At 56.8% G+C, this 23,975-nt stretch carries 21 protein-coding genes; 11 read left to right on the top strand and 10 right to left on the bottom strand.

Features of this window, described 5'->3' with window-relative positions; all coding sequences use genetic code 11:
* Position 1 precedes the first annotated feature (1 nt).
* Genes gabT through Q334_RS0108810 form a run of 3 tightly spaced genes read right to left on the bottom strand, consistent with a single transcriptional unit; the run spans position 2 to position 4,189 of the window.
* Positions 2 to 1,282 (bottom strand): 4-aminobutyrate--2-oxoglutarate transaminase, encoded by a 1,281-nt coding sequence (gabT, locus tag Q334_RS0108820; protein WP_035461210.1) that lies wholly within the window; start codon positions 1,280 to 1,282, stop codon positions 2 to 4.
* Between the two features lie 22 nt (positions 1,283 to 1,304).
* A complete protein-coding gene (locus Q334_RS0108815; protein WP_027312892.1) occupies positions 1,305 to 2,672 on the bottom strand; it encodes an aspartate aminotransferase family protein in 1,368 nt (455 codons plus the stop codon).
* A 17-nt stretch (positions 2,673 to 2,689) separates the two neighbouring features.
* A complete protein-coding gene (locus Q334_RS0108810; protein ID WP_211249522.1) occupies positions 2,690 to 4,189 on the bottom strand; it encodes an aldehyde dehydrogenase in 1,500 nt (499 codons plus the stop codon).
* Positions 4,190 to 4,426: 237 nt separating this feature from the next.
* Between Q334_RS0108810 and Q334_RS0108805 the strand changes: the two genes are divergently transcribed.
* The 9 genes from Q334_RS0108805 (at position 4,427) to lhgO (ending at position 15,372) form a co-directional block, all read left to right on the top strand.
* Positions 4,427 to 5,266, top strand: a complete 840-nt coding sequence (locus Q334_RS0108805; protein ID WP_245593674.1) for a gamma-glutamyl-gamma-aminobutyrate hydrolase family protein — start codon at positions 4,427 to 4,429, stop codon at positions 5,264 to 5,266.
* Between the two features lie 119 nt (positions 5,267 to 5,385).
* Positions 5,386 to 6,771 carry a glutamine synthetase family protein gene (locus Q334_RS0108800; RefSeq protein ID WP_051527662.1) on the top strand — a complete coding sequence of 462 codons (1,386 nt, stop codon included), beginning with the start codon at positions 5,386 to 5,388 and terminating at the stop codon, positions 6,769 to 6,771.
* 80 nt (positions 6,772 to 6,851) lie between these two features.
* The gene (locus tag Q334_RS0108795; RefSeq protein WP_027312888.1) at positions 6,852 to 7,988 is read left to right on the top strand and encodes an ABC transporter ATP-binding protein; all 1,137 of its coding nucleotides are present in this window, start codon (positions 6,852 to 6,854) and stop codon (positions 7,986 to 7,988) included.
* Positions 7,989 to 7,998: 10 nt separating this feature from the next.
* Positions 7,999 to 8,913, top strand: a complete 915-nt coding sequence (locus Q334_RS0108790) for an ABC transporter permease subunit (RefSeq protein ID WP_027312887.1) — start codon at positions 7,999 to 8,001, stop codon at positions 8,911 to 8,913.
* A 10-nt stretch (positions 8,914 to 8,923) separates the two neighbouring features.
* Positions 8,924 to 9,733: an ABC transporter permease gene (locus tag Q334_RS0108785; protein ID WP_027312886.1), complete on the top strand. Its 810-nt coding sequence runs from the start codon at positions 8,924 to 8,926 to the stop codon at positions 9,731 to 9,733.
* A 98-nt stretch (positions 9,734 to 9,831) separates the two neighbouring features.
* Positions 9,832 to 10,692 carry an urea transporter gene (locus tag Q334_RS18550; RefSeq protein ID WP_051527661.1) on the top strand — a complete coding sequence of 287 codons (861 nt, stop codon included), beginning with the start codon at positions 9,832 to 9,834 and terminating at the stop codon, positions 10,690 to 10,692.
* A gap of 192 nt (positions 10,693 to 10,884) precedes the next feature.
* Positions 10,885 to 11,907: a TAXI family TRAP transporter solute-binding subunit gene (locus Q334_RS0108775; RefSeq protein WP_211249521.1), complete on the top strand. Its 1,023-nt coding sequence runs from the start codon at positions 10,885 to 10,887 to the stop codon at positions 11,905 to 11,907.
* Positions 11,908 to 12,010: 103 nt separating this feature from the next.
* Entirely contained in the window at positions 12,011 to 14,164 is a 2,154-nt protein-coding gene (locus tag Q334_RS0108770) for a TRAP transporter permease (RefSeq protein ID WP_027312884.1), read from the top strand.
* A 5-nt stretch (positions 14,165 to 14,169) separates the two neighbouring features.
* Positions 14,170 to 15,372 (top strand): L-2-hydroxyglutarate oxidase, encoded by a 1,203-nt coding sequence (lhgO, locus tag Q334_RS0108765; RefSeq protein WP_027312883.1) that lies wholly within the window; start codon positions 14,170 to 14,172, stop codon positions 15,370 to 15,372.
* 51 nt (positions 15,373 to 15,423) lie between these two features.
* On the opposite strand, the gene Q334_RS0108760 is transcribed toward lhgO, so the two are convergent.
* From Q334_RS0108760 to yrfG, 5 genes are all read right to left on the bottom strand, one after another.
* A complete protein-coding gene (locus Q334_RS0108760) occupies positions 15,424 to 16,428 on the bottom strand; it encodes a hydrolase (RefSeq protein ID WP_027312882.1) in 1,005 nt (334 codons plus the stop codon).
* 144 nt (positions 16,429 to 16,572) lie between these two features.
* On the bottom strand, positions 16,573 to 18,135 hold the full coding sequence (locus tag Q334_RS0108755) for a phosphoenolpyruvate carboxykinase (RefSeq protein WP_035461206.1): 1,563 nt from the start codon (positions 18,133 to 18,135) through the stop codon (positions 16,573 to 16,575).
* 287 nt (positions 18,136 to 18,422) lie between these two features.
* Positions 18,423 to 19,310, bottom strand: a complete 888-nt coding sequence (hslO, locus tag Q334_RS0108750; protein WP_027312880.1) for an Hsp33 family molecular chaperone HslO — start codon at positions 19,308 to 19,310, stop codon at positions 18,423 to 18,425.
* 99 nt (positions 19,311 to 19,409) lie between these two features.
* Complete coding sequence (hslR, locus tag Q334_RS0108745) at positions 19,410 to 19,826, bottom strand: ribosome-associated heat shock protein Hsp15 (protein WP_027312879.1); 417 nt, start codon at positions 19,824 to 19,826, stop codon at positions 19,410 to 19,412.
* Between the two features lie 5 nt (positions 19,827 to 19,831).
* Positions 19,832 to 20,485, bottom strand: a complete 654-nt coding sequence (gene yrfG, locus Q334_RS0108740; protein ID WP_027312878.1) for a GMP/IMP nucleotidase — start codon at positions 20,483 to 20,485, stop codon at positions 19,832 to 19,834.
* A 203-nt stretch (positions 20,486 to 20,688) separates the two neighbouring features.
* Here yrfG and cysQ point away from each other — a divergent pair, with 203 nt between their 5' ends.
* Entirely contained in the window at positions 20,689 to 21,510 is an 822-nt protein-coding gene (gene cysQ, locus Q334_RS0108735; protein ID WP_027312877.1) for a 3'(2'),5'-bisphosphate nucleotidase CysQ, read from the top strand.
* A gap of 35 nt (positions 21,511 to 21,545) precedes the next feature.
* Here cysQ and Q334_RS0108730 read toward each other — a convergent pair whose 3' ends face one another.
* Positions 21,546 to 21,908 (bottom strand): response regulator, encoded by a 363-nt coding sequence (locus Q334_RS0108730; RefSeq protein WP_027312876.1) that lies wholly within the window; start codon positions 21,906 to 21,908, stop codon positions 21,546 to 21,548.
* Between the two features lie 262 nt (positions 21,909 to 22,170).
* Positions 22,171 to 22,668 carry a MarR family winged helix-turn-helix transcriptional regulator gene (locus tag Q334_RS0108725; protein ID WP_051527660.1) on the bottom strand — a complete coding sequence of 166 codons (498 nt, stop codon included), beginning with the start codon at positions 22,666 to 22,668 and terminating at the stop codon, positions 22,171 to 22,173.
* A gap of 247 nt (positions 22,669 to 22,915) precedes the next feature.
* Between Q334_RS0108725 and Q334_RS18545 the strand changes: the two genes are divergently transcribed.
* The gene (locus tag Q334_RS18545; RefSeq protein ID WP_035461204.1) at positions 22,916 to 23,944 is read left to right on the top strand and encodes an ABC transporter substrate-binding protein; all 1,029 of its coding nucleotides are present in this window, start codon (positions 22,916 to 22,918) and stop codon (positions 23,942 to 23,944) included.
* Positions 23,945 to 23,975 lie beyond the last annotated feature (31 nt).

Genomic DNA, 23,975 nt, shown 5'->3' with positions numbered 1-23,975 from the left:
CTTAAGCATTTAACTCGCTCAGGCACTGTTCCAAGATCGCCAGGCCTTCGTCCACCAGCGCCAAAGGCGCGGTGAGGGGCACCAGAATACGGATCACATTGGCGTAAATGCCGCAACCCAGTAACACCAGCCCTTTTTCACCAGCCAGAGTGGTCAGCTTTTTGGTCAGCTCGGCGGCGGGCTTGTTCAGATCGCCCCCTTCAAACAGCTCAATAGCCACCATCGCCCCCAGGCCACGGACTTCACCGATGCTGCTAAAGCGATTTTTCAGCTCACCCAGCTTGGCCTGCAGATGCTCACCCAGGGCACGGCCCTGTTCCAGCACCCGCTCTTCCTCGAACACTTCCAGGGTAGCCAAGGCGGCGGCACAGGCGACCGGGTTACCGGCATAGGTGCCACCCAAACCACCGGGGTTGGCGGCATCCATCACCTCTGCACGACCAATCAGGGCGGCGACTGGGTAGCCCGAGCCCATGGACTTGGCCATGGTGATCAGATCCGCCTCGACCGGATACTGCTCCATCGCCAACCAGGTGCCTGTACGGCCTGCACCGGTTTGAATTTCATCGGCAATCAACAGAATGCCGTGCTGATCACAGAGCTTGCGCAGCCCCACCATCAGCTCAGGCGGGGCAACATAGAAGCCACCTTCACCCTGTACCGGCTCGATAATAATCGCCGCCACATCACTGGGGTCGATATCAAACTTGAGGATTTTCTCCACCGAAGCCAGCGCTTTTTCGGTGCTGATGCCATGCAACTCGGTGGGGAAGGCCGCGTGGAAGATGCCCGCCGGGAAGGGGCCAAAACCCGCCTTATAGGGGGCGACCTTACCAGTCAGCCCCATGCCGAGCAGGGTGCGGCCATGGAAACCACCGCCAAAGGCAATCACACCGCTGCGCTTGGTATAGGCACGGGCCACCTTGATGGCGTTTTCTACCGCTTCTGCACCGGTGGTGACCAGGAAGCTTTTCACCGCTCCTGAGATCGGTGCCAGCTGGTTCAGGCGCTCACAGACTGCAACGTAGCTTTCATAGCCAGTCACCATAAAACAGGTGTGGGCCACTTCCGCTGCTTGCTTCTGCACCGCCGCCACCACCTTGGGGTGGCTGTGGCCGGCATTCATTACCGCGATACCGCCGGCAAAATCGATATAACGGCGCCCTTCAACGTCCCAGAGCTCCGCGCCCTTGGCTTTTTCGATAAATACCGGGAAAGCCTGACCGATGCCCTTGGGCAGCGCCGCCTGGCGACGCTGCATCAATTCTTGGTTGGTTGTCATCACAAACTCCTTCGGCTCAGACTCAGGCTTTCAAACTAGCGGCGGTCAGGTCGAGACAGCGCCAGGCTTTTTCCACCAGTTCATCAACCTGGGCATGACTGAGGATAAAGGGCGGCGCAATGATCATGGTGTCACCTACGCCACGCATCACCAGGCCATTGTTAAAGCAATGCTCACGGCACACCAGGCCGGCATGACGCTCACTGGGGAAACGCTGACGACTGGTTTTATCCGCTACCATCTCAATCGCGCCAAACATACCCAGGGTACGGACTTCGCCGACGATAGGATGGGCCTGCAGGCTACCGAGCTTCTCTTTGAAGTAGGGGCCAAGGTCAGTGTCGATGCGTTCGATCAGTTTCTCTTCCTTGAGGATGCGCAGATTCTCCAGCGCCACCGCACAGGCCACCGGATGGCCGGAATAGGTAAAGCCGTGGTAGAACTCGCCGCCATCGGCACAGAGCACCTTGCCGACACGCTCGCCCACCAGCACGCCCCCTAGGGGCACATAGCCAGAGGTAATGCCCTTGGCCACCGGAATCAGATCAGGCTTGATGCCGTAGTAGTCGGAGCCAAACCACTTGCCGGTACGGCCAAAGCCACTGATAACTTCGTCAGCAATCAGCAGGATGCCGTACTCATCACAGATTTTCTGAATTTCCGGCCAGTAGCTTTCCGGCGGAATGATGACACCACCGGCACCCTGGATCGGCTCGGCAATAAAGGCCGCCACTTGATCGGCACCGATTTCTTCAATCTTGGCACGCAGCTCACGGGCACGGGCCAGACCAAACTCCTCCGGACTCATGTCGGCGCCTTCGCCAAACCAGTAAGGCTGATTGATGTGGACGATATCCGGCACCAGTTTGCCCATCTGCTCGTGCACCACCTTCATGCCACTCAGGCTGGCACCACCCAGGGTGCTGCCGTGATAACCGTTTTTGCGCGAGATAATCACCCGACGCTGGGGTTGGTCGAGCAGCTGCCAGTAGCGCCATACCATACGGATCACGGTATCGTTGGCTTCCGAACCTGAGCCGGTAAAGAACACATGCTCAAAACCCGCCGGCGCCACTTCCGCCAGCGCCTTGGACAGCTCAATCGCCGGAGGATGGGCAGTCTGGAAGAAGTTGTTGTAGTAAGGCAGCTCCAACATCTGCTTGTAGGCCACATCGGCAATCTCTTTGCGGCCATAACCGATGTTCATGCACCAGAGTCCGGCCATACCATCGAGAATCTTGTTGCCATCGGCATCCCACAGATAGGCCCCCTCAGCACGGGTAATAATGCGCGAGCCCTTCTCTGCCATCTCTTTAAAATCGGTAAAAGGATGCAGGTGATGTTGGCCGTCGAGCGCCTGCCATTCTTGTTTGCTGCGAGTAATAGTCATCTGCTTGCTCCCCAGCCTTAGCTCAGGCGAATCCAGGTGGTTTTCAGTTCAGTGTATTTGTCGAAGGCATGCAGGGATTTATCCCGGCCCAGCCCCGACATCTTGTAGCCGCCGAAGGGAACAGTGATGTCATCGGCGTCATAGCAATTGACGTAGACCACCCCGGCACGCAGGCCTCGGCTGATCTTATGCACGGTGTTGATATTGCTGCTCCACACCGCCGCTCCCAGGCCATAGCAGGTATCGTTGGCCACCTTCAGCGCCTCTTCGGCATCCTTCACACGGATTACCGACAATACCGGGCCGAAGATTTCTTCCTGGGCGATACGCATCTGATTACCGACACCACGGAACAGGGTCGGCTCGATAAAGTTGCCGCCGCTTTCCTGCAGTACCTGACGGCCACCAAAATGCAGCTGTGCGCCCTCATCCTGACCAATCTGAATGTAGTCCAGCACACGGTTCATCTGGCCTTTGTCGATAATGGCCCCCATGCTGGTGTTGGGATCAAGCGGGTTACCCGGCTGCAAGCCCTTAACGACTTCGCTAATCTTGGCCAGCACTTGCTCTTCAATGCCTTCCTGCACAATCAGGCGGGAACCGGCGGTACACATTTCCCCCTGGTTGAAATAAATCCCCCAGGCGGCGGCCGTGGCAGCCGCTTCTACATCTTCAACGTCATCCAGAATGATATGGGGTGACTTACCGCCACACTCCAGGCCCACATGCTTGAGGTTGGACTGGCCGGCATACTGCATAAACATCTTGCCAACCTGGGTAGAGCCGGTGAACGCCAGGCAATCCACATCCATATGCAAGCCCAGCGCCTTGCCCGCCGTGGGGCCAAAGCCCGGCAACACATTAAAGACGCCAGCAGGAATGCCGGCTTCCAGCGCCAGTTCACCCAGACGGATAGCCGTCAGCGGCGACTGTTCGGCGGGTTTTAAAATCACCGAGTTGCCCGCAGCCAAGGCCGGGCCCAGCTTCCAGGCCGCCATAATCATCGGGAAGTTCCAGGGCACAACGGCCGCTACCACCCCCACCGGCTCCCGGGTAATGGTGGCAAGGGAATTGGCCGCCGTGGGCGCCACTTCGTCATAAATTTTGTCGATTGCTTCACCGTACCAGGCAATACAGCGGGCGGTGGCGGGCACATCAATCGCCAGACTGTCACGAATCGGTTTGCCGACATTAAGGGTTTCCAGCAGTGCCAGCTCTTCTTTATGAGCTTCAATTAACGCGGCAAAGCGTTGCAGCACCTTCTTACGGGCAGCGGGGGATTGACGCGACCAGCGGCCATCCTCAAAGGCAGCACGGGCACTTTGTACTGCCAACTCCACATCGGCACTATCACACTCGGCAACCTGACCTAACACCTGGCCAGTGGCGGGGTTGAGCGCCGCAAAGGTTTTGCCACTTAAGGCTGCACGCTGTTCACCATTGATCAGCGCCTGGGTGGGAATGCGCAGCTCAAGCGCACGCGCCTGCCAGCCCGCCAGATCGATCATGTCCGCCATGTTAACCTCCCTTAACGTCGTGACAGCGGGCCTTTGGATACCATGGCAACCCCTGCTAGACCGCTGTTTTGTCTGGCTGTGGCCATGCCCCAGCACAGTGCAATATCGAATAATGTGATCACAAGATAGTGCATACTCTGACCGAGTTGCAACTAGAAAATGCAACAGATAGCTTAATAGAACAAAAATATTTATAAAAATATGATCACATTACCCTTGACTTTTAGCAGGACAAAAGTGATCACTATTAGGCAACAAGAACAACCTGAACTGCGTAACATCATGACAACCTCATTACCCTTAATCGGGATACAGGCGGACGTGATACGTCAGGGCGAGGCCCCCTTCCATGCGGTTGGTGAGAAATACATCAACGCTGTGGCCCACGGCGGTCCCGCCCTGCCTGTGCTCCTCCCCGGCCGGGGTGCTGGCCTTGAACTCGCCCCCCTGGATGGCTCCCATCCGTTGGATGCCTGGTTAGATCGCCTTGATGGCCTCTTTCTACCGGGTAGCCCTTCTAACATTGAACCTCACCACTACCAAGGCAGCCCTTCGCTCCCTGGCACTCAACATGACCCCCAGCGCGATGCCAGCAGCCTGGCCTTGATTCGCGCCGCCCGCCAGCGGGGTATGCCGGTGCTGGCTGTCTGTCGGGGTTTCCAGGAATTGAACGTGGCCCTCGGCGGCACCCTGCATCAACGGGTGCATGAAGTCAGTGGTTACCAGGATCACCGCGAAGATAAAGACGCCCCCCGCGCCCAGCAGTACCGCCCTGCCCATAGCATTCACCTGAGCCAGGGCGGCTGGTTCAGCCAGTGGCTGGATGGTGCTGAGCAGTGGCAGGTCAACTCCCTGCATGCCCAGGGGATTGACCGACTGGCTGACGATTTAATCGTTGAAGCCCGCGCCCATGATGGTTTGATCGAAGCGGTGCGACTGAATGACGCCAACCAATTTATGGTCGGGGTGCAATGGCACCCTGAATGGCAATGGCAGGATGACGCCCTTTCCCGCGCCCTGTTTGCCCGCTTTGCCGAAGCAGCACGCGCCTATCGCGCCCGAGGCGGCCCCACCTAGCGCCGCTGCAGGCAGGTACCCAAGCTCAAGATGAAGGTCTATATACAAGTGCAAGTTTAACGGTGGCCAGCCAGGCTGGCCCCGAGTGGATGAGCCAAGGCTCACAAAAGGAGATGATCATGGTCAGCCGAGTGCATGACACCCAAGCCACCCTGGACAACGCCCATGAATTTTTAAAGCGTAATCCAGACATTGAGGTATTCGAGTTATTGATTCCGGATACCAACGGCATCGTGCGGGGTAAGTGGGTGCCCCGTAACGCCGTCGACAAAGCCTTATCCAATGGTATCCGCCTGCCCAGCTCCATGTTTGCCCTGGATGTATGGGGCAACGATGTACTGGAAAGCGGCCTGGTATTTGAAACCGGTGACCGCGATGCCCTCTGCCTGCCGGTGGATGGTGCCCTGAAGGAAGTGCCCTGGTTAAAGCGCCGTACCGCCCAGCTGATCATGACCATGATTGAGCCCGATGGCACGCCCTTCTTCGGCGATCCCCGAAGTGTGCTGCAGAAGATTGTGGATAAATTCAGCGAAATCGGCCTGACGCCGGTTACCGCCACTGAGCTGGAGTTTTATCTGCTCGACCGCGACCCCGGTCAGGATGGCCGTCCACAGCCCCCGCTTTCCCCCACCACCGGCCGTCGCCAGTTCACTAACCAGGTCTACGGCATTGAAGAGCTGCACGAGTTCGAAGACTTCTTCGACAGCCTCTCCCGTGCCGCCACCCTGCAGGACTTGCCGGTGGATACCACGGTAGCGGAACAGGCGCCTAACCAGTACGAAATCAACCTGATTCACGTCCCCGACGCAGTCAAAGCCGCCGAGCACGCCATTCTGCTCAAACGCGCCATCAAGGGCGTGGCCCAGGCCCATGAAATGAATGCCACCTTTATGGCCAAGCCCTATGGTGACCTGGCCGGTAACGGCATGCATATTCACTTCAGTCTGGTGGATAAAGACGGCAAAAACGTATTCGATGATGGCAGTCTGCATGGTAGTGATATTCTGCGCCACGCCGTGGCCGGTATGAGCGCCAGCATGGCTGACTGCATGGCCTTGTTTGCCCCGAACATCAACTCTTATCGCCGCTTCCAGTCCGGCAGCCATGCCCCCACCACTCCCTCCTGGGGTTATGACAACCGCTCGGTGGCGCTACGTATTCCCTCCGGTGAGCGTCAGGCGATGCGGATTGAACACCGGGTCGGCGGTGCCGATTCCAACCCCTTCCTGGCGATGGCCGCCATGTTGGCCGGTGCTTACTACGGCATCGTCAACAAACTGGAGCCTCAGCCTCCCACCGTAGGTAATGCCTATACCCAGCATGAAGCCTCGCTGCCGGACAACCTGGCCGACGCGCTGATTGCCTTCGAGAACTCTGACTTTATTCGCGAACAGTTTGGCGAAAACTATCAGAAGCTCTACGCCGCGGTGAAATGGCAGGAACTGGCCACCTTTGATGGCCAGGTGACCCCGCTGGAGTATGACTCCTTCCTGCGTACCGTCTAAGCCAGCAACGGGCCAGCCCTGCTGGCCCGCTCCCTACGTAATAAAAAGATCCTTTGCAGTAAAGGACCGGAGGACCGCCTGTGAACCAAGCCGCTAAAGAGGTTTTTGCCCCCTGGTTGGATGCCACTGCCAAACCCTATGTCAGCATCCAGCATGTCACCAAGAAATTCGGTGACTTTACCGCCTTAACCGACCTTTCCCTGGATATCTATCAACGCGAGTTTTTCTCCCTGCTCGGCCCATCCGGCTGTGGCAAAACCACCTTGCTGCGCATGCTGGCGGGCTTTGAGCGTCCGACCGAAGGGCGCATTCTGCTTGATGGTGAAGATGTGGCCCAGGTGCCGCCCTATGATCGCCCGGTCAATATGATGTTCCAGTCTTATGCGCTGTTCCCGCACATGAGCGTCGAGGCCAACATTGCCTTTGGCCTCAAGCAGGAAGGCTGCCCCAAGGCGGAAATCAAACAACGGGTCGAAGAGGTGATGGAGCTGGTGCAAATTACCCCCTATGCCCGCCGTCGCCCAGCACAACTGTCCGGCGGCCAACGCCAGCGGGTTGCCCTGGCCCGTTCACTGGTGAAGCGTCCCAAACTACTGCTCTTGGATGAGCCCCTGGGGGCCCTGGACAAAAACCTGCGTGAGCGTACCCAGTTCGAATTAATGGATATCCAGGAAAAGCTCGGCCTGACCTTCATTATCGTCACCCATGACCAGTCCGAGGCGATGACCATGTCCTCCCGCATCGCAGTGATGGATCACGGCCAGATCGAACAGGTCGGCACCCCGGCCCAGCTGTATGAACAACCCGGCAGCCGCTATGTCGCCTCCTTCCTCGGAGACGTCAACCTGCTCGATGCCCGCATCAGCCACCAGCAGGACGCCCAACTGGAACTGGACTGCAAAGACACCGGCAACCGTCTCTATGCCGAAACCGAGCAACGCCTGCCCACCGGCACCCCAGTGGCCCTGGCCATTCGCCCGGAAAAAATTGACCTGCACACCGAAGCCCCCAGCCAGGCCCGCAACTGCGTCAGCGGCATCGTCTGGGACATCGGTTATTTGGGCAATTTGTCGGTGTATCACGTCAAACTCGATAACGGCAAAATCATCACCACCAGTCAGGCCAACCGCTTCCGTCAGCTGGATATGAATATCCGCTGGAATGATCGGGTCTACCTGAGTTGGCAGCCTGAGGCCGCCGTCGTCCTGGCTAATTAAGGAGGCTGTCATGGCAAGCGAATACCCCTCCGGCCGGCATAGAAATGGCGGTTTTAAGTTAGGCCGCCAGACCGTTATCGGCATCCCTTACCTGTGGTCGTTGCTGTTCTTCCTGCTGCCCTTCTCCATGGTGGTACTGATCAGCTTCTCAGAAACCATTCTGGCGGTACCTCCCTACCGCTGGTTAGTCGAGTGGGAAGATGCCTATCTCACCATTAGCCTCAACCTGCAGAACTATTTCCTGCTGTGGGAAGACTCCACCTATCTGCGTGCTTATCTCGGCAGCTTGAAGATAGCGGCGATTTCCACCCTGCTAGCCCTGGCGATCGGCTTTCCCCTCGCCTATGCCATGTCCCGTGCCCCCAAGCACTGGCGTGCCAGCCTGCTGATGTTGATCATCCTGCCGTTCTGGACCTCCTTCCTGATCCGCGTTTACGCCTGGATCGGCATCCTCAAGCAAGAGGGGCTGCTGAATCTGCTATTGCTCAATCTTGGCATCATCGATGAGCCGTTACTGATCCATGGCAGCGAGATCGCCGTCTATATCGGCATCGTCTATTCCTATCTGCCCTTTATGGTGCTACCGCTGTACGCCACCCTGGAAAAACTCGACATGAGCCTGCTGGAGGCCGCCTACGACCTTGGCTGCCGACCGATTAAAGCCTTCTGGCTGGTGGTGGTACCCCAGGCGGTGCCCGGCATCATCGCCGGCTGTGCCCTGGTGTTTATCCCGGCGGTGGGCGAGTTTGTGGTGCCCGATCTGCTCGGCGGTTCCGATACCCTGATGATCGGTAAGGTGCTGTGGTCAGAGTTCTTCACCAACCTCGACTGGCCCCTGGCCTCGGCGGTAGCGGTGATACTGTTAATCCTGCTGGTTGGCCCGGTGGTCTGGTTCCAGCGTCATCAAGCCAAACAACTGAGCTAAGGAGACCAGCATGCAATTAGGTTTAACCCGCTTTAACTGGTGCTCACTGGCCGTCGGCCTCGGCTTTCTCTATCTGCCGATCCTGATTCTGATTCTGTACAGCTTTAACGAGTCCAAACTGGTCACGGTGTGGGGCGGCTTCTCGCTGAAATGGTATGGCGAGATGTTCAACAATGAGCGCCTGCTCAATGCTGCCTGGCTGTCGGTGAAGGTGGCGATTGCCGCCTCCACCCTGGCCACCATCCTCGGTACCCTGGCGGGCTTTGTGATGGCGCGCTTTCGCCAGTTCCCGGGGCGCACCCTGTTCTCCGGTATGATTTTCGCGCCGATGGTCATGCCGGAAATCATTACCGGTCTGGCCCTGCTGCTGACCTTTGTCGCCTTGGGGATTGATCGTGGTCAGCTGACGGTGACCCTGGCCCATGCCTCCTTCAGCTTCTGCTTTGTCGCGGTAATCGTGCAGTCCCGTCTGGCAGACTTTGATATCTCGCTAGAAGAGGCGGCCCTGGACTTAGGCTGTCGTCCGTTCAAGACCTTTATGATCATCACCCTGCCGCTGATTTTGCCGGCGATTATCTCCGGCTGGCTGCTGTCCTTTGCCCTGTCGATGGATGACCTGGTGATTGCCAGCTTTGCCACCGGCCCCGGTGCCACCACTCTGCCGATGCAAATCTATTCCCAGGTGCGCTTGGGGGTCACGCCGGAGATCAATGCCATCTCGACGATTCTGATCGGCATTGTCGCCACCGGCGTGGTGGTTGCCTCCTATCTGCAAAAACGGCAGCGCAGCCAGACCTTTGCCGTCAATCAACAGGCTTGACCGCCGAGTCAGCTCTGACTTAAATAGCGGGACGAAAAGGATTTTCCCCCGCTGACCTCCTCCCCGGCAGCTTCCCTAGCCTGTTAGTCGGACCCGCTATGCTGCTGTTATCGCTGCGTTTTATCAGTTATCACCTGCCCCTGGCCAGCCTTGCCGGCATCGCCCAGATCATCTTCCTCCCCTCACCCTGGGCCGGCCTATTGTGTCTGTTGGCCCTATCTTGGCTAACGCCGCTGTACGCCCTCGGCCTGAGCTTGGGGGTCATCAGTGCCAGCCTGAGCGCCGCCGCCCTGGGTGCCCCGGCAGCGGCCTGGCGGCAGGGAGTCTACGGCTTTAACGGCGCCCTGGTCGGACTGGTATTACAGCTCTATTTTGGCTGGAGCCCGTTATTACCCTGGGTACAGATCCTCGCTGCCGCCCTGGTGACCTTTATCCAGCTGGGACTGAATGCTTATCGCCCTCTACCGATCTTCACCAGTCCCTTTATTCTGCTGACCTGGCTGGTGTTATTGCTGCCCCTGGGCCTGCCGGAGGCGGCGCCCCTCCCTGCCGCTGCCAGCTGGCTGGCGGGTATTCTGCTCGGTATCAGTCAGGTCTTTTTTGTTGCCAGTCCGCTGATGGCACTGCTGTTGCTGGGACTGCTGGGCTGGCAACACTGGCGGCTGCCGCTCTATGCCTTACTGGCTTCCTGCCTGGGGGCAGGCATCGCCACCCTATTGGAGGTCAACCCAGCCCAGATCAGCCAAGGGCTGGCGGGTTACAATCCGGTGCTGGCCGCCCTGGCGGTACAGAGTCTTGGGCCCGGCTGGACAATACTGGCCATCGTGTTAGCCGCTCTGGGTTCCGCCTGGGGTCTGCAGCAATCCTGGCCGATGCTCACCTCCCCCTTCGTCATCAGCAGTTGGCTGGTGTTGCTGAGTTACCATGGCTGGCGATATTGGCAACAGGGGCGCAGCTGACCCACCATAAGCAAAATTTTGCTTATTCAAGCCTGCCTAGCCTTAGCAAAAAATTGCCTAAGGCGAGACTTGAGCCTGACAATAAAATTTAAATTCCTTTAAAAACAACAAGTTAAATAAATTCAAAAAGTTGGCCCCAATCTTGTAATAGCTAAGGCGCTGATAACAACAACATCTAGAGGTAGTTCGATCATGCAAATGTCCAAGCGCCGCCTGTTACAAGCCATGGGTGCCACCCTGCTGTGTTCTTCCCTGGTTAGCCTGCCCGTGCAAGCGGCGGAAGATAAGCGTTCCTACATTCTGGCCACCGCCAGCACTGGCGGCACCTACTATCCAGTTGGCGTGGCTCTGGCGACCCTGACCACCGTCAAGCTGGAACCCAAGTTCAATATGGCTATGTCAGCGATCAACTCCGCTGGCTCCGGTGAAAACATCAAGCTGCTGCGCGAAAACGAAGCTCAGTTTGCCATCCTGCAGGGCCTCTACGGTGCCTGGGCTTGGAATGGTGAGGCAGGCTTCGCGCAAGCCGGCCCGCAAAAGCACCTGCGCTCAGTCAGCATGCTGTGGCAGAACGTCGAACACTTCAGCCTGCGCACCTCTAAGGTGAAAGAAGGCACCATCATGGATCTGGAGCAGCTGGACGGTAAGTTCTCCATCGGTGAAAAGAACTCCGGTACCGAAGGCTCTGGCCGTACCATTCTGACCAACCTGGGCCTGCCAGTGGATAAGCTGGATTTTGCTCATCTGAGCTATAGCGCCGGTGCCGATGCCCTGCAAAACGGTACCATCGATGGCATGAACACCCCCGCTGGCGTACCAGTAGGCGCAGTCACCCAAGCCTTTGCTGCCCTGGGTTCTGACCTGACCCTGCTCAACTTTACCGACGAACAGGTGCTGGAAGCCAACGGTTACTACAACCTCTGGACTCGCTATGTGATTCCGGCCAACACCTACCCCGGTCAGAGCAAAGAAGTACAGACCATCGCCCAGCCTAACTTCCTGGCGGTGCGTGATGATGTGTCCGAGGAAGATGTGTACCAGCTGACCAAGGCCATCTACGAGAACCTGCCCTTCCTCAATGGCATCCATAAAGCCACTCAGGCGATGAGCCTGCAGGATGCCATGGACGGTCTGCCCGTACCCCTGCACCCCGGTGCCGCACGTTACTACCGTGAAATGGGCCTGACCATTCCAGCCCACCTGGAAGTCAAGTAAGCCTCCCGCCGGTTGGGTGGCGGTCGTCTGACCGTCACCCTGTCATTGTTCTCGCTGAATCTAGCGGGCCCTGTGCCCCGTTAATGATGCCATGGGTTGTCTTATGAACACTGCCAACAGCACACCAACTGATCAGGAAACCGCAGCCAAGCTGGCCAGCCTGGAACTGCAACAGCGTCCGCAAGACTCCCTGTTGGGGCGGGCGATTTATTGGGGCGGCGTGCTATTCGCGCTGCTGCATATTTACTTCAATACCCTAAGCACCCTGCCACAGCTGTGGATTGCGGTGATTCACTTCAGTGGTTTTGCCCTGCTATGTGCGCTGATGTACCCCCTGTGCCGCCCCCGTGGTCAGACCGGGCAGCGCGTGGTGCTGTTGCTGGATATCGCCATCGGCTTACTCGCCCTGGCCAGTGCTGCCTATTTGATCCTGGCGGAGGATGCCCTCTATGCGCGCGGGGTCAGCTTTATCAGCAGCGATTGGCTGTTTTCCTTAGCGGCGGTGGCCATCGCCCTGGAAATGGCGCGCCGCACCACCGGCTGGTTTATTCCCTGCCTGATTCTGGTGGCCCTCACCTACGTGTTCTGGTGGGGCAAGTATCTGGATGGGGTCTTTGGTTTCCGTGGTTTAAGCCTGGAAACCTTGATGTTTCGCAGTTACTTCAGCACCGAGGGGATGTTTGGCCAAATCGCCAATATCTCCTGGAGCTACGTCTACATGTTTATTCTGTTCGGTGCCTTTTTGGTGAAGTCCGGTGCCGGCGATTTTATGATTGATCTGGCCCGCTGCGCCGCTGGCCGTTTTGTCGGTGGCCCCGGCTTTGTCGCCGTGCTGGGCTCAGGCCTGATGGGCTCGGTCTCCGGTTCCTCGGTGGCCAATACGGTTTCCACCGGGGTGATCACCATCCCGATGATGCAAAAGGCCGGTTTTCCTTCCCGCTTCGCCGCAGGGGTAGAGGCGGCAGCCTCCACCGGCGGACAGTTGATGCCACCGGTGATGGGGGCAGGCGCCTTTATCATGGCCTCCTATACCCAGATTCCTTACGTCGAGATCGTAGCGGTCTCCGTCTTACCGGCCATTCTGTACTTCCTCTCCGTCGGCTATTTCGTCCGGGTGGAGGCCATGCGTAGCCAAGCTACCCTGGTGCAGGAAAGCGGTATCAGCATCGGCCAGGTGCTCAAGCAAGGCTGGCACTTCCTGTTGCCCCTGGCGGTACTGGTCACCCTGCTGATCCAGGGCTTTACCCCCACCTATGCCGCCGGTATTGCCATTATTTCGGTGGTGGTGTCGTCCTGGTTATCCAGCCGCCCCATGGGAGTCAGGGATATTCTCGATGCCCTGGCCCAGGGCTCGAAGAATATGGCGACCACCGCCATGCTGCTGATTGCCGTGGGACTGGTGGTGAACGTGGTGGCGATGACCGGCATTGGTAATACCTTCTCCTTGATGGTGACGGAATGGGCCGGTAATAGCCTCTTTATTACCATTGTGCTGATTGCCATTGCCTCTCTGGTGCTGGGGATGGGCCTGCCGGTAACGGCGGCCTATATCGTACTGGCGACCCTGTCTGCCCCGGCGCTCTATAACCTGATTGCCGAAATCCAACTGGTACAGGTGATGGCCGCCGGTAATCTGCCCCAGACGGCGCAAGCGATCTTTATGCTGGTGGCACCAGACAAGCTGGCTGCCCTGGCCGCACCGATGCCGGTAGCCGAGGCTGAAGCCCTGCTGGCGCTGGTGCCGGATGAGTTCAAAGGCAAACTGATTGAGCAGGCACTGGATGCCAAACTGCTGACCATGGTGCTGCTGTCCGCTCACCTGATCATCTTCTGGTTATCCCAGGATGCCAACGTCACCCCACCGGTGTGCCTGACCGCCTTTGCCGCTGCGGCCATTGCCAAAACCCCGCCAATGCGTACTGGCTTCACCGCCTGGAAGGTGGCCAAGGGGCTCTATATCGTGCCGTTACTGTTTGCTTACACCAACTTTATCGGCGGTGAGCCCAGTGAAGTCTTCAGCATCTTTATCTTCTCGGTATTCGGTATCTACGCGCTGGTTGGTTTTATGGAAGGCTATCTGGAAGGCCCGCTCAATCCTCTTCTGCGCCTTCTGGTTGGCGCTGCCGGCGCCGTGATGATGTGGCCCTGGGCTGAGTATGAGCTGGCTCTCAATCTGGCCGGTCTGCTAGTCTTCCTGGCGATCTTCCTGTATAGCCGCCGCCTGGGTCGCCAGGTTGGGGCGCTGGCTGGGGTATAACCATGGTGTATGACTTCATTATTATCGGTGGCGGTATTCTCGGTCTGTCCACCGCCTGGCAACTGCAGCAAACCTTTCCCGGTCAGCGGGTGCTGGTGCTGGAAAAGGAGGCGGGGCCCGCCCGCCACCAGACCGGCCATAACTCAGGGGTGATTCATGCCGGGGTGTATTACAAACCCGGCAGTCTCAAGGCGCGCTTCTGTAAAGAAGGCAATGTGGCCACCAAAGCCTTTTGCCGTGAACACGGCATTGCCTTCGATGAGTGCGGCAAACTGCTGGTCGCCACCAATGAGCTTGAACACCAGCGCATGCAAGGGTTGATTGAGCGCTGTAGCGCCAACGAGCTGCCGATTGAAGTGCTGGATCGCCAGGCCCTACGCCAGGAAGAGCCGAATATCGTCGGTGAGGGTGCCATTCTGGTGCCCTCCACCGGTATCGTCAGCTATACCCGTATCTGTGAAAGACTGGCCGAGCTGGTACAGGCTGGGGGCGGCGAAGTGCGCTACCAATGCCAAGTCTTCAATATCAGCGAAGGCGGCCATGAGGTGAGCCTGACCACCAATCAGGGCCCGCTGCATGGCCGTTATCTGGTGGCCTGCGCCGGCCTGCATGCCGATCGCATCGTGCGCATGCTGGGGCAACAGCCGGACTTTAAGATTATCCCCTTCCGCGGTGAATACTTCCTGCTGCCACCCCAGCATAACCAGATTGTGCAGCACCTGATTTACCCCATTCCCGATCCGGACTTACCCTTCCTCGGCGTGCACCTGACCCGCATGATCGATGGCACCGTTACCGTCGGCCCCAATGCGGTGCTGGCCTTGGCCCGGGAAGGTTATCGTAAAACCGATATCAGCTTGCGCGACTGCCTGGAGATGTTCACTTACCCCGGCCTGTTGAAGATGCTCAAACGCAACCTCAAACCGGGTTTGCAGGAGATGAAAAACAGCCTGAGCAAAGCGGGTTATTTAGAGCTGGTGCGCAAGTACTGCCCGCAATTACAGCTCAGTGACTTAAAGCCCTATCCGGCGGGTATTCGTGCCCAAGCGGTCGCTAAGGATGGCTCCCTGGTGGATGACTTCCTGTTTGCCAAAAGCGAACGCAGTCTGGTGGTCTGTAACGCCCCCTCACCGGCAGCCACCTCAGCCCTGCCAATTGGCAAGCATATTGTCAGTCAGGTCAGTGAGTTGGTGCAGGCCAGGGGTTAAAGCAGTCCAGCCTTGGTCAGGATCTGTCTGCCGGCAGATCCTGTTGCTTCCTCACCCCGGCTGGATTGATGCCAACGTCTGTAGCTGACGCCGAATCCAAGCATCCAGCCAGAAATGCCAATGCCCCTGCTGCCAGTCGACAAAGCCAATATGGCCACCGTAACGGCTGATGGTCAGCTGGGTACTGGCGCTGAGCTCCGCTGCTGCCGGTAATACCTGCGGTGTCATAAAGGGATCGTCGTAGGCCTGCAGCATGCTTGTCGGTACGCGAATGTCCTTGAGGAACTGACGGGCCGAGCAGGCTTGATAGTAATGATGGACATCGGCAAAGCCATGTAAGGGGGCCGTGACCTGGTTATCGTAGGCAAAAAAGTCCCGCAGCTGTGGCAGCTGCTCTGGCGTGAGGGATAGAGGAAGCTGTTGCTGCTGCATTTTTCGCCGCAGGCTGGCGCGCATGCGCCGAAGCAGATACTGCTGGTAGAGCCAGGCCTGGGGTTGCCGTAATTGCTCGGCGCATAAATCCAGGCGCAGAGGCGCACACACGGCTATCGCCCCCTGTAATGGGCAATCACTACCCTGCTCACCCAGGTATTTGAGCAGCATATTGGCCCCCAGTGAGTATCCTACCGCCAACAGCGGGCGGTGCGGATAGCGCTGCCTCAGCAGCGTCAGCAGCTGGGCGGCATCGCTGGTTTCACCGGAGTGATAAGCCCGCGCCAACCGATTAGGCTCCCCACTGCAACCACGGAAGTGCATCACCACAGCTCCCCAGCCCAGTGGCGCTAGCTGACTCAGCAGGCCACGCACATAGTGGGAGCCTGAGCAGCCCTCCAAGCCATGAAAAATCACCACCAAGGGGGTGCTGTCAGACGGTCGCTGGTGACAGCTTGTCGGCTCATGTAGCCAGTCCAGATCAATAAAGTCACCATCTGCCAGTTCCCAGCGCTCGCGCTGCAGCGCGGGGCACCCAGGCCGCGGCAACAACATCGGTAGCAGGGTTTGCAGATGGGGATTGGTTAACCAGAACGGGGGGTGAAAGTGTTCCTCAGTCGACATCAGAGCCTCAATGACACTTAACACAAGAGAAGTAGGACACAATAAAGGTAGGCGCAGTAAAACGCACAAGCCCCGGCAATGCCAGGGCTTGAAGCGGATTCTGCTATCCCCCACACAGCAGGGGCTGGCAGCTTAGCTCATCAATTAACGCTGAGGGCCAGCGGCAATCACAGCCTCAGGCACATCAAAGCCCTTGGTGGTGAAGTTATCCACAAAGAGGCTAATCAGCTCTTGCGCTGCTGCATCGTACGCCGCCTTGTCTTGCCAAGTCTCGCGAGGGTTCAGCAGTTGGCTGTCCACCCCAGGTACTTCAACCGGCACTTGCAGGTTAATGCCGGGTAGATGTTGGGTGGCCACATTTTCCAGTGCACCGCTTTGAATCGCCGCAATCACCGCACGGGTGGTGGGGATGCTAAAGCGCTTACCGGTACCGTAGGAGCCGCCCGTCCAACCGGTGTTAACCAGGTAGACTTTGGAATCGAAGGCTTCAATCCGCTTCATCAGCAGAGCCGCATATTCACCCGCCGGACGGGGGAAGAAGGGCGCACCAAAGCAGGTAGAGAAGGTGGATTTAATCCCACCGCCGGAACCCATTTCAGTGGAGCCAACCAGGGCAGTGTAGCCCGACAGGAAGTGATAGGCCGCCGCTTCTTTACTCAGGATAGCCACCGGAGGCAAGACGCCGGTCAGATCGCAGGTGAGGAAGATGATGTTCTTCGGCTCACCGGCCATGTTGGCCTCCACCCGCTTTTCCACATGCTCCAGCGGATAAGCCGCACGGGTGTTCTGGGTCAGGGAGACATCGGTGTAATCCGGGGTGCGGTTTTCATCCAGCACCACGTTTTCCAGTACCGCGCCGAACTTGATCGCGTCCCAAATGATTGGCTCATTTTTAGCGGACAGGTCGATACATTTGGCGTAGCAGCCGCCTTCGAGGTTAAACACCACATCCTCGCCCCAGCCATGCTCATCATCACCAATCAGGTAACGGGAAGGGTCGGCGGAAAGGGTGGTTTTACCAGTGCCTGACAGGCCGAAGAACAGGGTCACATCCCCTTCTTCACCCACGTTGGCGGAGCAGTGCATCGGCAGCACGTCTTTTTCCGGCAACAGGAAGTTTTGCACTGAGAACATGGCCTTTTTCATTTCACCGGCATAGCGCATACCCGCCAGCAGCACTTTGCGCTTGGCAAAGTTGATGATCACGCAACCGTCGGAATGAGTGCCATCACGCTCAGGTACACACTCAAAACCTGCTGCGTTAAGGATTTGCCACTCTTCTTTACCTTTGGGGTTGTAATCGCTGGGGCGAATAAACAGGCAGTTGCCGAACAGCCCTTGCCAGGCGGTCTGGGTGGTCATTTTCACCGGCAGGTAGTGTTGCGGGTCCGCACCGACGTGCAGGTTGGATACAAAGATTTCGCGATCTGCCAGGTAGTTTTCTACCCGATCCCAGAGCGCATCAAACTTGTCGGCAGGGAAAGGACGGTTGACCGGCCCCCAGTGGATCAGATCACTGGTGGAGGCTTCTTCGACGATAAAGCGATCCATCGGTGAGCGGCCAGTGCGCTTACCGGTTTCGACCACCAGAGCGCCGTTGCTGGCAAAACGACCTTCGCCACGCTTGACCGCGTATTCAGCCAGTTCTGCCAGGGTTAAATTAATGTGAGTTTTGTTCTCTGTAGTCTCGTCAAGCGTTTTCGACATGCTAGTGACTTCCCAGTGTTGAGTGCCTTGTTCAGGTTGCCCTTATTATTGCGGGTGCCTCTGCGGGCGGGTTGGGCAATGGCCGGCCATTATGCCACAAACGGCATTGATCGGCTGATAATTTGTGCAAAGTTAGGCTAAAGTTTCCCCCCAACTGAGCTTGTCCCTGAGGGACTGGGGGCCCCATCTTGGAATGGCCTGTCTCCATTCCGGCATCAGCAATTTCTAAACGAAACTGCCTATACGAAAAAGCCCCTGCATCCGGGTAGACGCAGAGGCTTTTAGGCTCAGTGAATCTGCTGGTTATCCCCGGCTATCGCACCTGGGTTAAACAGTACCTCGATATCACTGCGATCAAATTCATAACGTTCATTGCAGAACTGGCAGCTGACTTCCAGCACCGGTTGTTCGCTGAGGATCTCCTCTAGCTCTTCCCGTGCCAGTGACACCAGGGCCGAGCCACAACGCTCACGGCTGCAGTCACAGTGGAAACGTAAATCCTGTACTGGAAACACCCGTACCTCTTCCTCGTGGAACAGGCGCGTCAGCACCGTTTCATTATCCAGGCCCAGCAACTCTTCATCACTGAGGGTCGCGACCAGGTGGTCTAAGCGATTCCAGCAGTCTTCATCCTGCTGGCTGGATTCCGCCGACTCTGGCAGTACCTGCAGCATCATTCCCGCCGCATCGATACCATTGGCGCTCAAGTGAATACGGGTAGGTAGCTGTTCAGAACGATTAAAGTATTCCTGCAAGCAGGCAGCAAGGGTGTCACCTTCCAGAGCCACGACCCCTTGATAGCGCTGTCCCTGCTCCGGTTCGATGGTAATGGCCATCTGACCACCCTGTTGCAACAGGCTGATGGCGCTGTCGTCGTCGCTGATCTCCCCTTCCCAGCGGGCAATCGCACGCAAATCGGCCTGGTGATTGCACTCGGCCTGAATCATTTTCAGCGCCCCTTCGGTACGAGCCTGAATACTCAAACGGCCTTCAAATTTCAAAATAGTGCTAAACAGGGCACAGGCAGCCAGCAACTCACCCAGGAGAATCTGCACAGGACGGGGATAGCTGTCGCGGCTCAGCACTTCGGCATAGCTTTCCTGTATGCCGGTAATCACGCCACGCACCTGGGCATTGTCGAAGACGAAACGTTGAATCTGGTCCGGGTTACTCATCCCCACACTACTCCACTGGCAAATCTTAAGGCCGCCACCGCCAAGCCTGATTAAGCAAGAAGGGTGCCGGGGGCGGGCATTATACATAAACTCAGGCGGTTATTCCTGACCTGAACGGACATCCCCTTTAAAGCGAACCAGCTGGCGGCGCTCTTTTTTGTTGGGGCGATGATCACTGACCAAAACACCGCCGGTTTTGCGTTGAGCCGCCGCCTGCTCACGCTTGCGCTGACTGTCTTCGGTTTCCCGGTACAGTTGCTGCGCCTCTACCGCCGGACGACGCTGCTCGGCCAAACCCTCCACCACCACGGTTTTTTCATCAAAGCCCTGACGTATCACCAGGGTAGCACCGACCTCAACATGGCGACTGGGCTTACCCCGCGCACCGTTATAGTGCACTTTGCCCCCTTCTATTGCCTCTTTAGCGAGGTTACGGGTTTTAAAAAAACGGGCGGCCCACAGCCATTTATCCAGGCGTACCTGGAGGCTGTCAGCAGAAGATGTGGTTTTACTCATGGGTATCAGATTTTTAGTAAGTCTTGGAAGTGATGCAAACTGGGAAACTCCTGCTGTTCACGCGCAGGGGCCTGGCTATCGGGCTGGGCAATACAAAGCAGGTGGGCAATGCCAAAGCGTTGAGCTGAACGCAGTACCGGCAAGCTATCATCGATAAACAGGGTACGGGCGGGGTTGAAGGGCTCAATCTCCTGCAAATCCACCCAAAAGCTTGGCTCTTCTTTCGGTTTACCCAGGCTGTGGGAGATGATCACCTCATCCACCAGGGCATCCAGATTGGTCTGCTGCATTTTCAGGGTCACGGCTGCAGGATGGCAATTGGTCACAATCAAAGTGCGGATACCGGCACTGCGCAGTGCCTGCAAAAAACCCTTCACCTGCGGGCGAAAGCCGATTTTATCCTGCACCTCTCGTTTCAGGGCGAGGATATCGACCCCCAGTTCCTGACTCCAGTAGTCAAGGCAATACCAGTTAAGGGTGCCTTGCTGCGCCATAATGCGCTCATTGAGCATATCGATCGCGTATAGCGGCTCCAGGTTTTTCAGCTCAGCATAACGCCTGGGCAGGTGCTCCAGCCAAAAGTAACTATCAAAGTGTAAATCCAGCAACGTCCCGTCCATGTCTAACATGACAGTGTCGACGGTGGTCCAATCAAGCATAACGGCTACCTGGTAACGGCGTTGTCTTCCTATATCTGAGTCCGCAGGCGGGGCATATCAAGAGCACCGGGCATCGCTGTCGACACAACAGGCTTTTTTCAACTTTGGTCGCATGGGATAATGCCCGCCATCATAACGATAAAGCACCCCGCCGCCCAGGCTCACAAGGCTAATGGAGCGGCCCTGAGGAGACAGGACCAGCCATGGAGTTACTTGAGCTGTTACCCCATTTAACCAGCATTAGTCGTGATGCTGGCAAGGCGATTCTGGATATTTATCAACAACCCCATATTCAAGCCCAGCACAAAGCTGATACCTCACCGGTGACCGCCGCTGACCTGGCCGCCCACCAGCTGATTGAAGCTAACCTCCATCGCCTGACTCCCGATATTCCGCTGATTAGCGAAGAAAGCCCCCAACCACCTCTTGCCGTACGCTCTCAATGGCCCGCCTACTGGCTGGTTGACCCCCTTGATGGCACCAAAGAGTTCCTCAAGCGTAATGACGAATTCACCGTCAATATTGCCCTGATTCAGCATAATCGTCCGGTACTTGGCATTGTCCATGTCCCTGTTAGCGGCAGTACCTATGTGGGGGTACCAGGCCAGTGTGCCTACAAACTCACCCGTCAGGGTAAGCAAGAGCTGCTGCAAACCAACCGTGTATTGGGCTATCGCCCTGTCACCCTGCTCACCAGCCGCAGCCATCAAGATCCTCAAGCCCAAGCCTTAGCTGAACGCTTAGAAGAACGCCTGGCACCGGTTACCCTATTGCCGATGGGCAGCTCACTGAAGTTTTGCTTGCTGGCGGAAGGTCTGGGAGACATCTATATGCGCCCCCAACCCACCAGCGAGTGGGATACGGCTGCGGCTCAAGCCGTACTGGAAGCCGCTGGCGGACGGGTATGGAATCAAGATTGGCAGCCACTGGGTTATAACCAGCGGGAAAGCCTGGTTAATCCAGGCTTCTTAGCGGTAGGGGATGCGCAACAAAACTGGCAGGGACTGTTAGAGGGGATGTTTTAGCAGGAGGTGCCCCCCCTTAAATGGCAAGGGCAACATTAGCCCAGTAAACGCTTGACCGTATCAAGCAAGCCCTGCGGCTGGAAAGGCTTCACGATCCAGCCAGTCAAACCCGCCTCTTTGCCTTCCTGTTTGCGCTCTAACGCCGATTCCGTGGTCAGCATCAGAATAGGAATAAACTGACAGTTCGGCAGCGCACGCAGGGCACGAGTCAATTCAATACCATCCATTCCCGGCATACTGCGATCAGTAATGATCAAATCAAACTGCTGCTGCTCCGCCAGGGCTAACGCCTGAGCGGCCTGCTCGGCCTTTTCCACCTGATAACCAGCGCGGGTCAGGGTAAATTCGAGCAAATTAAGAATGGATAAGGCGTCATCAACAATAAGGATTTTCTGCACCTGCTGCTCCTTGCAGAACAAGCTAAGAGGACTGACGTCCAGTTGCTAGAGACGTGGTGAGTGACGAATCAACCTAGACTATTGGTCACTTTTATCACTAAGGGTAGCCATCGCATTTACCAAGACCTCCCCAGTCACCCTCACTCGGGGGGTGTAAGTGTAGTGCAAGGTTACTGATAGCGTCAGTAATAAAAAGTAACGCGCCAATCAGCGCGTTACTCTACGTCCATTTATTGGTGTAGCGATGCCCTTACAACCCCAATCAATGTTCGTCTACCGCTACTGACTCATCCAGTTCAGGCGCATTCATCAATTCCGCCAAACGCTGCAGAGCAGCCACTAACATACCCTTCTCCCAGTCTGGCAGATCTTTAAAGCGGGCAATAAAGTGCTCCTGCAAAGGAGCCGGGGCCTGCTTTAACAGCTCATCACCCGCATCGGTTAAAAGCGCATGTACCTTACGTTTATCTTCAGCGCTACGCTGACGACTGACCAAACCCTGCACTTCTAGCCGATCGATGATGGTCGTCACCGTCGCCTGGGATAAATTGACCTGAGCCGCCAAAGCACGAATAGGTACCACACCTAACTGCTTGATCGCCTGCAGGATTAACAACTGCGGCGTGGTCAGCCCGGATTTTTTCTTCAGACTGCGAGAATGGATATCAATCGCCTGGATAATCCGGCGTAATGTCACCAACACCTGCTCATGGGCTTCCGCCGATTTAAGCGGGGCGACTTCTTGGTTTTCGATGGACATAGGCTACTCACACAACGTTGTCTCCACCCCTGGTGGAGGCCTGCTCAAGCGGCAGGCAACTTAATCGGATTGACGCCTTCCGTCAAATACTTTGCCATATAAAGTTTATTACTCTAAACATATTCCTGTTGTTTTTGCTATACTCGCTGCGAATTTTGAACAAAAAACATCCAAATCTGGGCTATAACAGATCATGCAGGCACACCTCTGCATGTATCTGCCCACCCTGAGAGCGGAGTAAATCTGTATGCAAAAGCGCCATCTCGCCTGGCTAACCGGCACTCTTTTCGCCACCTCTTTAAGCTATACCCCCGTGAGCCTAGCAGCCTGTGAAGTGGACAAGCCCGTTCGTTTTGCTGGCATGAACTGGGGTAGCAATCTGTTTATTGTCGAAGTATCGCGTCTGGTGCTGGAAAAGGGCTACGAATGCAAAACCGACGTTATCCCCGGCGGCACCATTCCAATGATGCAGGCACTGGTACGCGGCGATGTCGACCTGATGGCAGAGGTGTGGATGAACACCGTAGCCGAAGCCTGGAATAAAGGCATTGAGCAGCAAAGCGTGAAAGAAGTCGGTGACAGCTTTGAAGGTGGACTGGAAGCCTGGTTTGTACCGCGCTACCTGGTAGAAGGGGATAGCGAACGAGGCATAGAACCCCTGGCCCCGGAACTGCGCTCCGTCGCCGACTTACCCAAATACAAAGATCTGTTCCAAGACCCTGAAAGCCCCGAGCAAGGACGTTTCTATAACTGCCCATCCGGCTGGATGTGTGAGGTAGTCAACTCCAACAAACTCAAAGCCTATGGCTTAGATGCTCACTACACTAACTTTCGGCCTGGCACCGGCGCCGCCCTGAAAGCAGCGATTGCCACCAACTATAAGCGTGGTAAACCGGTTCTGTTTTATTACTGGGGCCCCACCGAAGTCTTGGGTAAATATGATCTGATTCAGCTACAAGAACCGCAATACGACAAAGCCATCTTCGATCAGCTGATTACTCAGGAAAGCGAAGCCACCAGCGCAACGGCCTATCCCATTGCAGTGGTGAAAAAAGGCGTCAATACAGGCTTTGCTGCACAGGCCCCCAACATCATCGACTTCTACAGCAAAATGAGTTTTAACAACGCCGATATCAGCAGCGCCCTGGCGTACATGGATGACAATGAACTGGAACCCAAGGATGCGGCCCTACACTTTATGCAGCAACGGGAAGATCTCTGGCGTCAGTGGGTACCGGAAGAGGTGGCCGGCAAAATCAAAGCGGGGCTTGAATAAGCACCTCCGCCAACAACAGGCTGAACCTGCC

The organism is Balneatrix alpica DSM 16621 (assembly GCF_000619885.1).
Taxonomy (GTDB): domain Bacteria; phylum Pseudomonadota; class Gammaproteobacteria; order Pseudomonadales; family Balneatricaceae; genus Balneatrix; species Balneatrix alpica.
This window is presented reverse-complemented; position numbering and strand designations above follow the sequence as displayed.

Excerpts from the sequence above, each read along its gene's own strand:
- gabT (WP_035461210.1), bottom strand. The coding sequence starts at position 1,282 with ATGACAACCAACCAAGAATTGATGCAGCGTCGCCAGGCGGCGCTGCCC.
- Q334_RS0108815 (WP_027312892.1), bottom strand. The coding sequence starts at position 2,672 with ATGACTATTACTCGCAGCAAACAAGAATGGCAGGCGCTCGACGGCCAA.
- Q334_RS0108810 (WP_211249522.1), bottom strand. The coding sequence starts at position 4,189 with ATGGCGGACATGATCGATCTGGCGGGCTGGCAGGCGCGTGCGCTTGAG.
- Q334_RS0108800 (WP_051527662.1), top strand. The coding sequence starts at position 5,386 with ATGGTCAGCCGAGTGCATGACACCCAAGCCACCCTGGACAACGCCCAT.
- Q334_RS0108790 (WP_027312887.1), top strand. The coding sequence starts at position 7,999 with ATGGCAAGCGAATACCCCTCCGGCCGGCATAGAAATGGCGGTTTTAAG.
- Q334_RS0108785 (WP_027312886.1), top strand. The coding sequence starts at position 8,924 with ATGCAATTAGGTTTAACCCGCTTTAACTGGTGCTCACTGGCCGTCGGC.
- Q334_RS18550 (WP_051527661.1), top strand. The coding sequence starts at position 9,832 with ATGCTGCTGTTATCGCTGCGTTTTATCAGTTATCACCTGCCCCTGGCC.
- Q334_RS0108775 (WP_211249521.1), top strand. The coding sequence starts at position 10,885 with ATGCAAATGTCCAAGCGCCGCCTGTTACAAGCCATGGGTGCCACCCTG.
- Q334_RS0108770 (WP_027312884.1), top strand. The coding sequence starts at position 12,011 with ATGAACACTGCCAACAGCACACCAACTGATCAGGAAACCGCAGCCAAG.
- Q334_RS0108760 (WP_027312882.1), bottom strand. The coding sequence starts at position 16,428 with ATGTCGACTGAGGAACACTTTCACCCCCCGTTCTGGTTAACCAATCCC.
- Q334_RS0108755 (WP_035461206.1), bottom strand. The coding sequence starts at position 18,135 with ATGTCGAAAACGCTTGACGAGACTACAGAGAACAAAACTCACATTAAT.
- hslO (WP_027312880.1), bottom strand. The coding sequence starts at position 19,310 with ATGAGTAACCCGGACCAGATTCAACGTTTCGTCTTCGACAATGCCCAG.
- hslR (WP_027312879.1), bottom strand. The coding sequence starts at position 19,826 with ATGAGTAAAACCACATCTTCTGCTGACAGCCTCCAGGTACGCCTGGAT.
- yrfG (WP_027312878.1), bottom strand. The coding sequence starts at position 20,485 with ATGCTTGATTGGACCACCGTCGACACTGTCATGTTAGACATGGACGGG.
- cysQ (WP_027312877.1), top strand. The coding sequence starts at position 20,689 with ATGGAGTTACTTGAGCTGTTACCCCATTTAACCAGCATTAGTCGTGAT.
- Q334_RS0108725 (WP_051527660.1), bottom strand. The coding sequence starts at position 22,668 with ATGTCCATCGAAAACCAAGAAGTCGCCCCGCTTAAATCGGCGGAAGCC.
- Q334_RS18545 (WP_035461204.1), top strand. The coding sequence starts at position 22,916 with ATGCAAAAGCGCCATCTCGCCTGGCTAACCGGCACTCTTTTCGCCACC.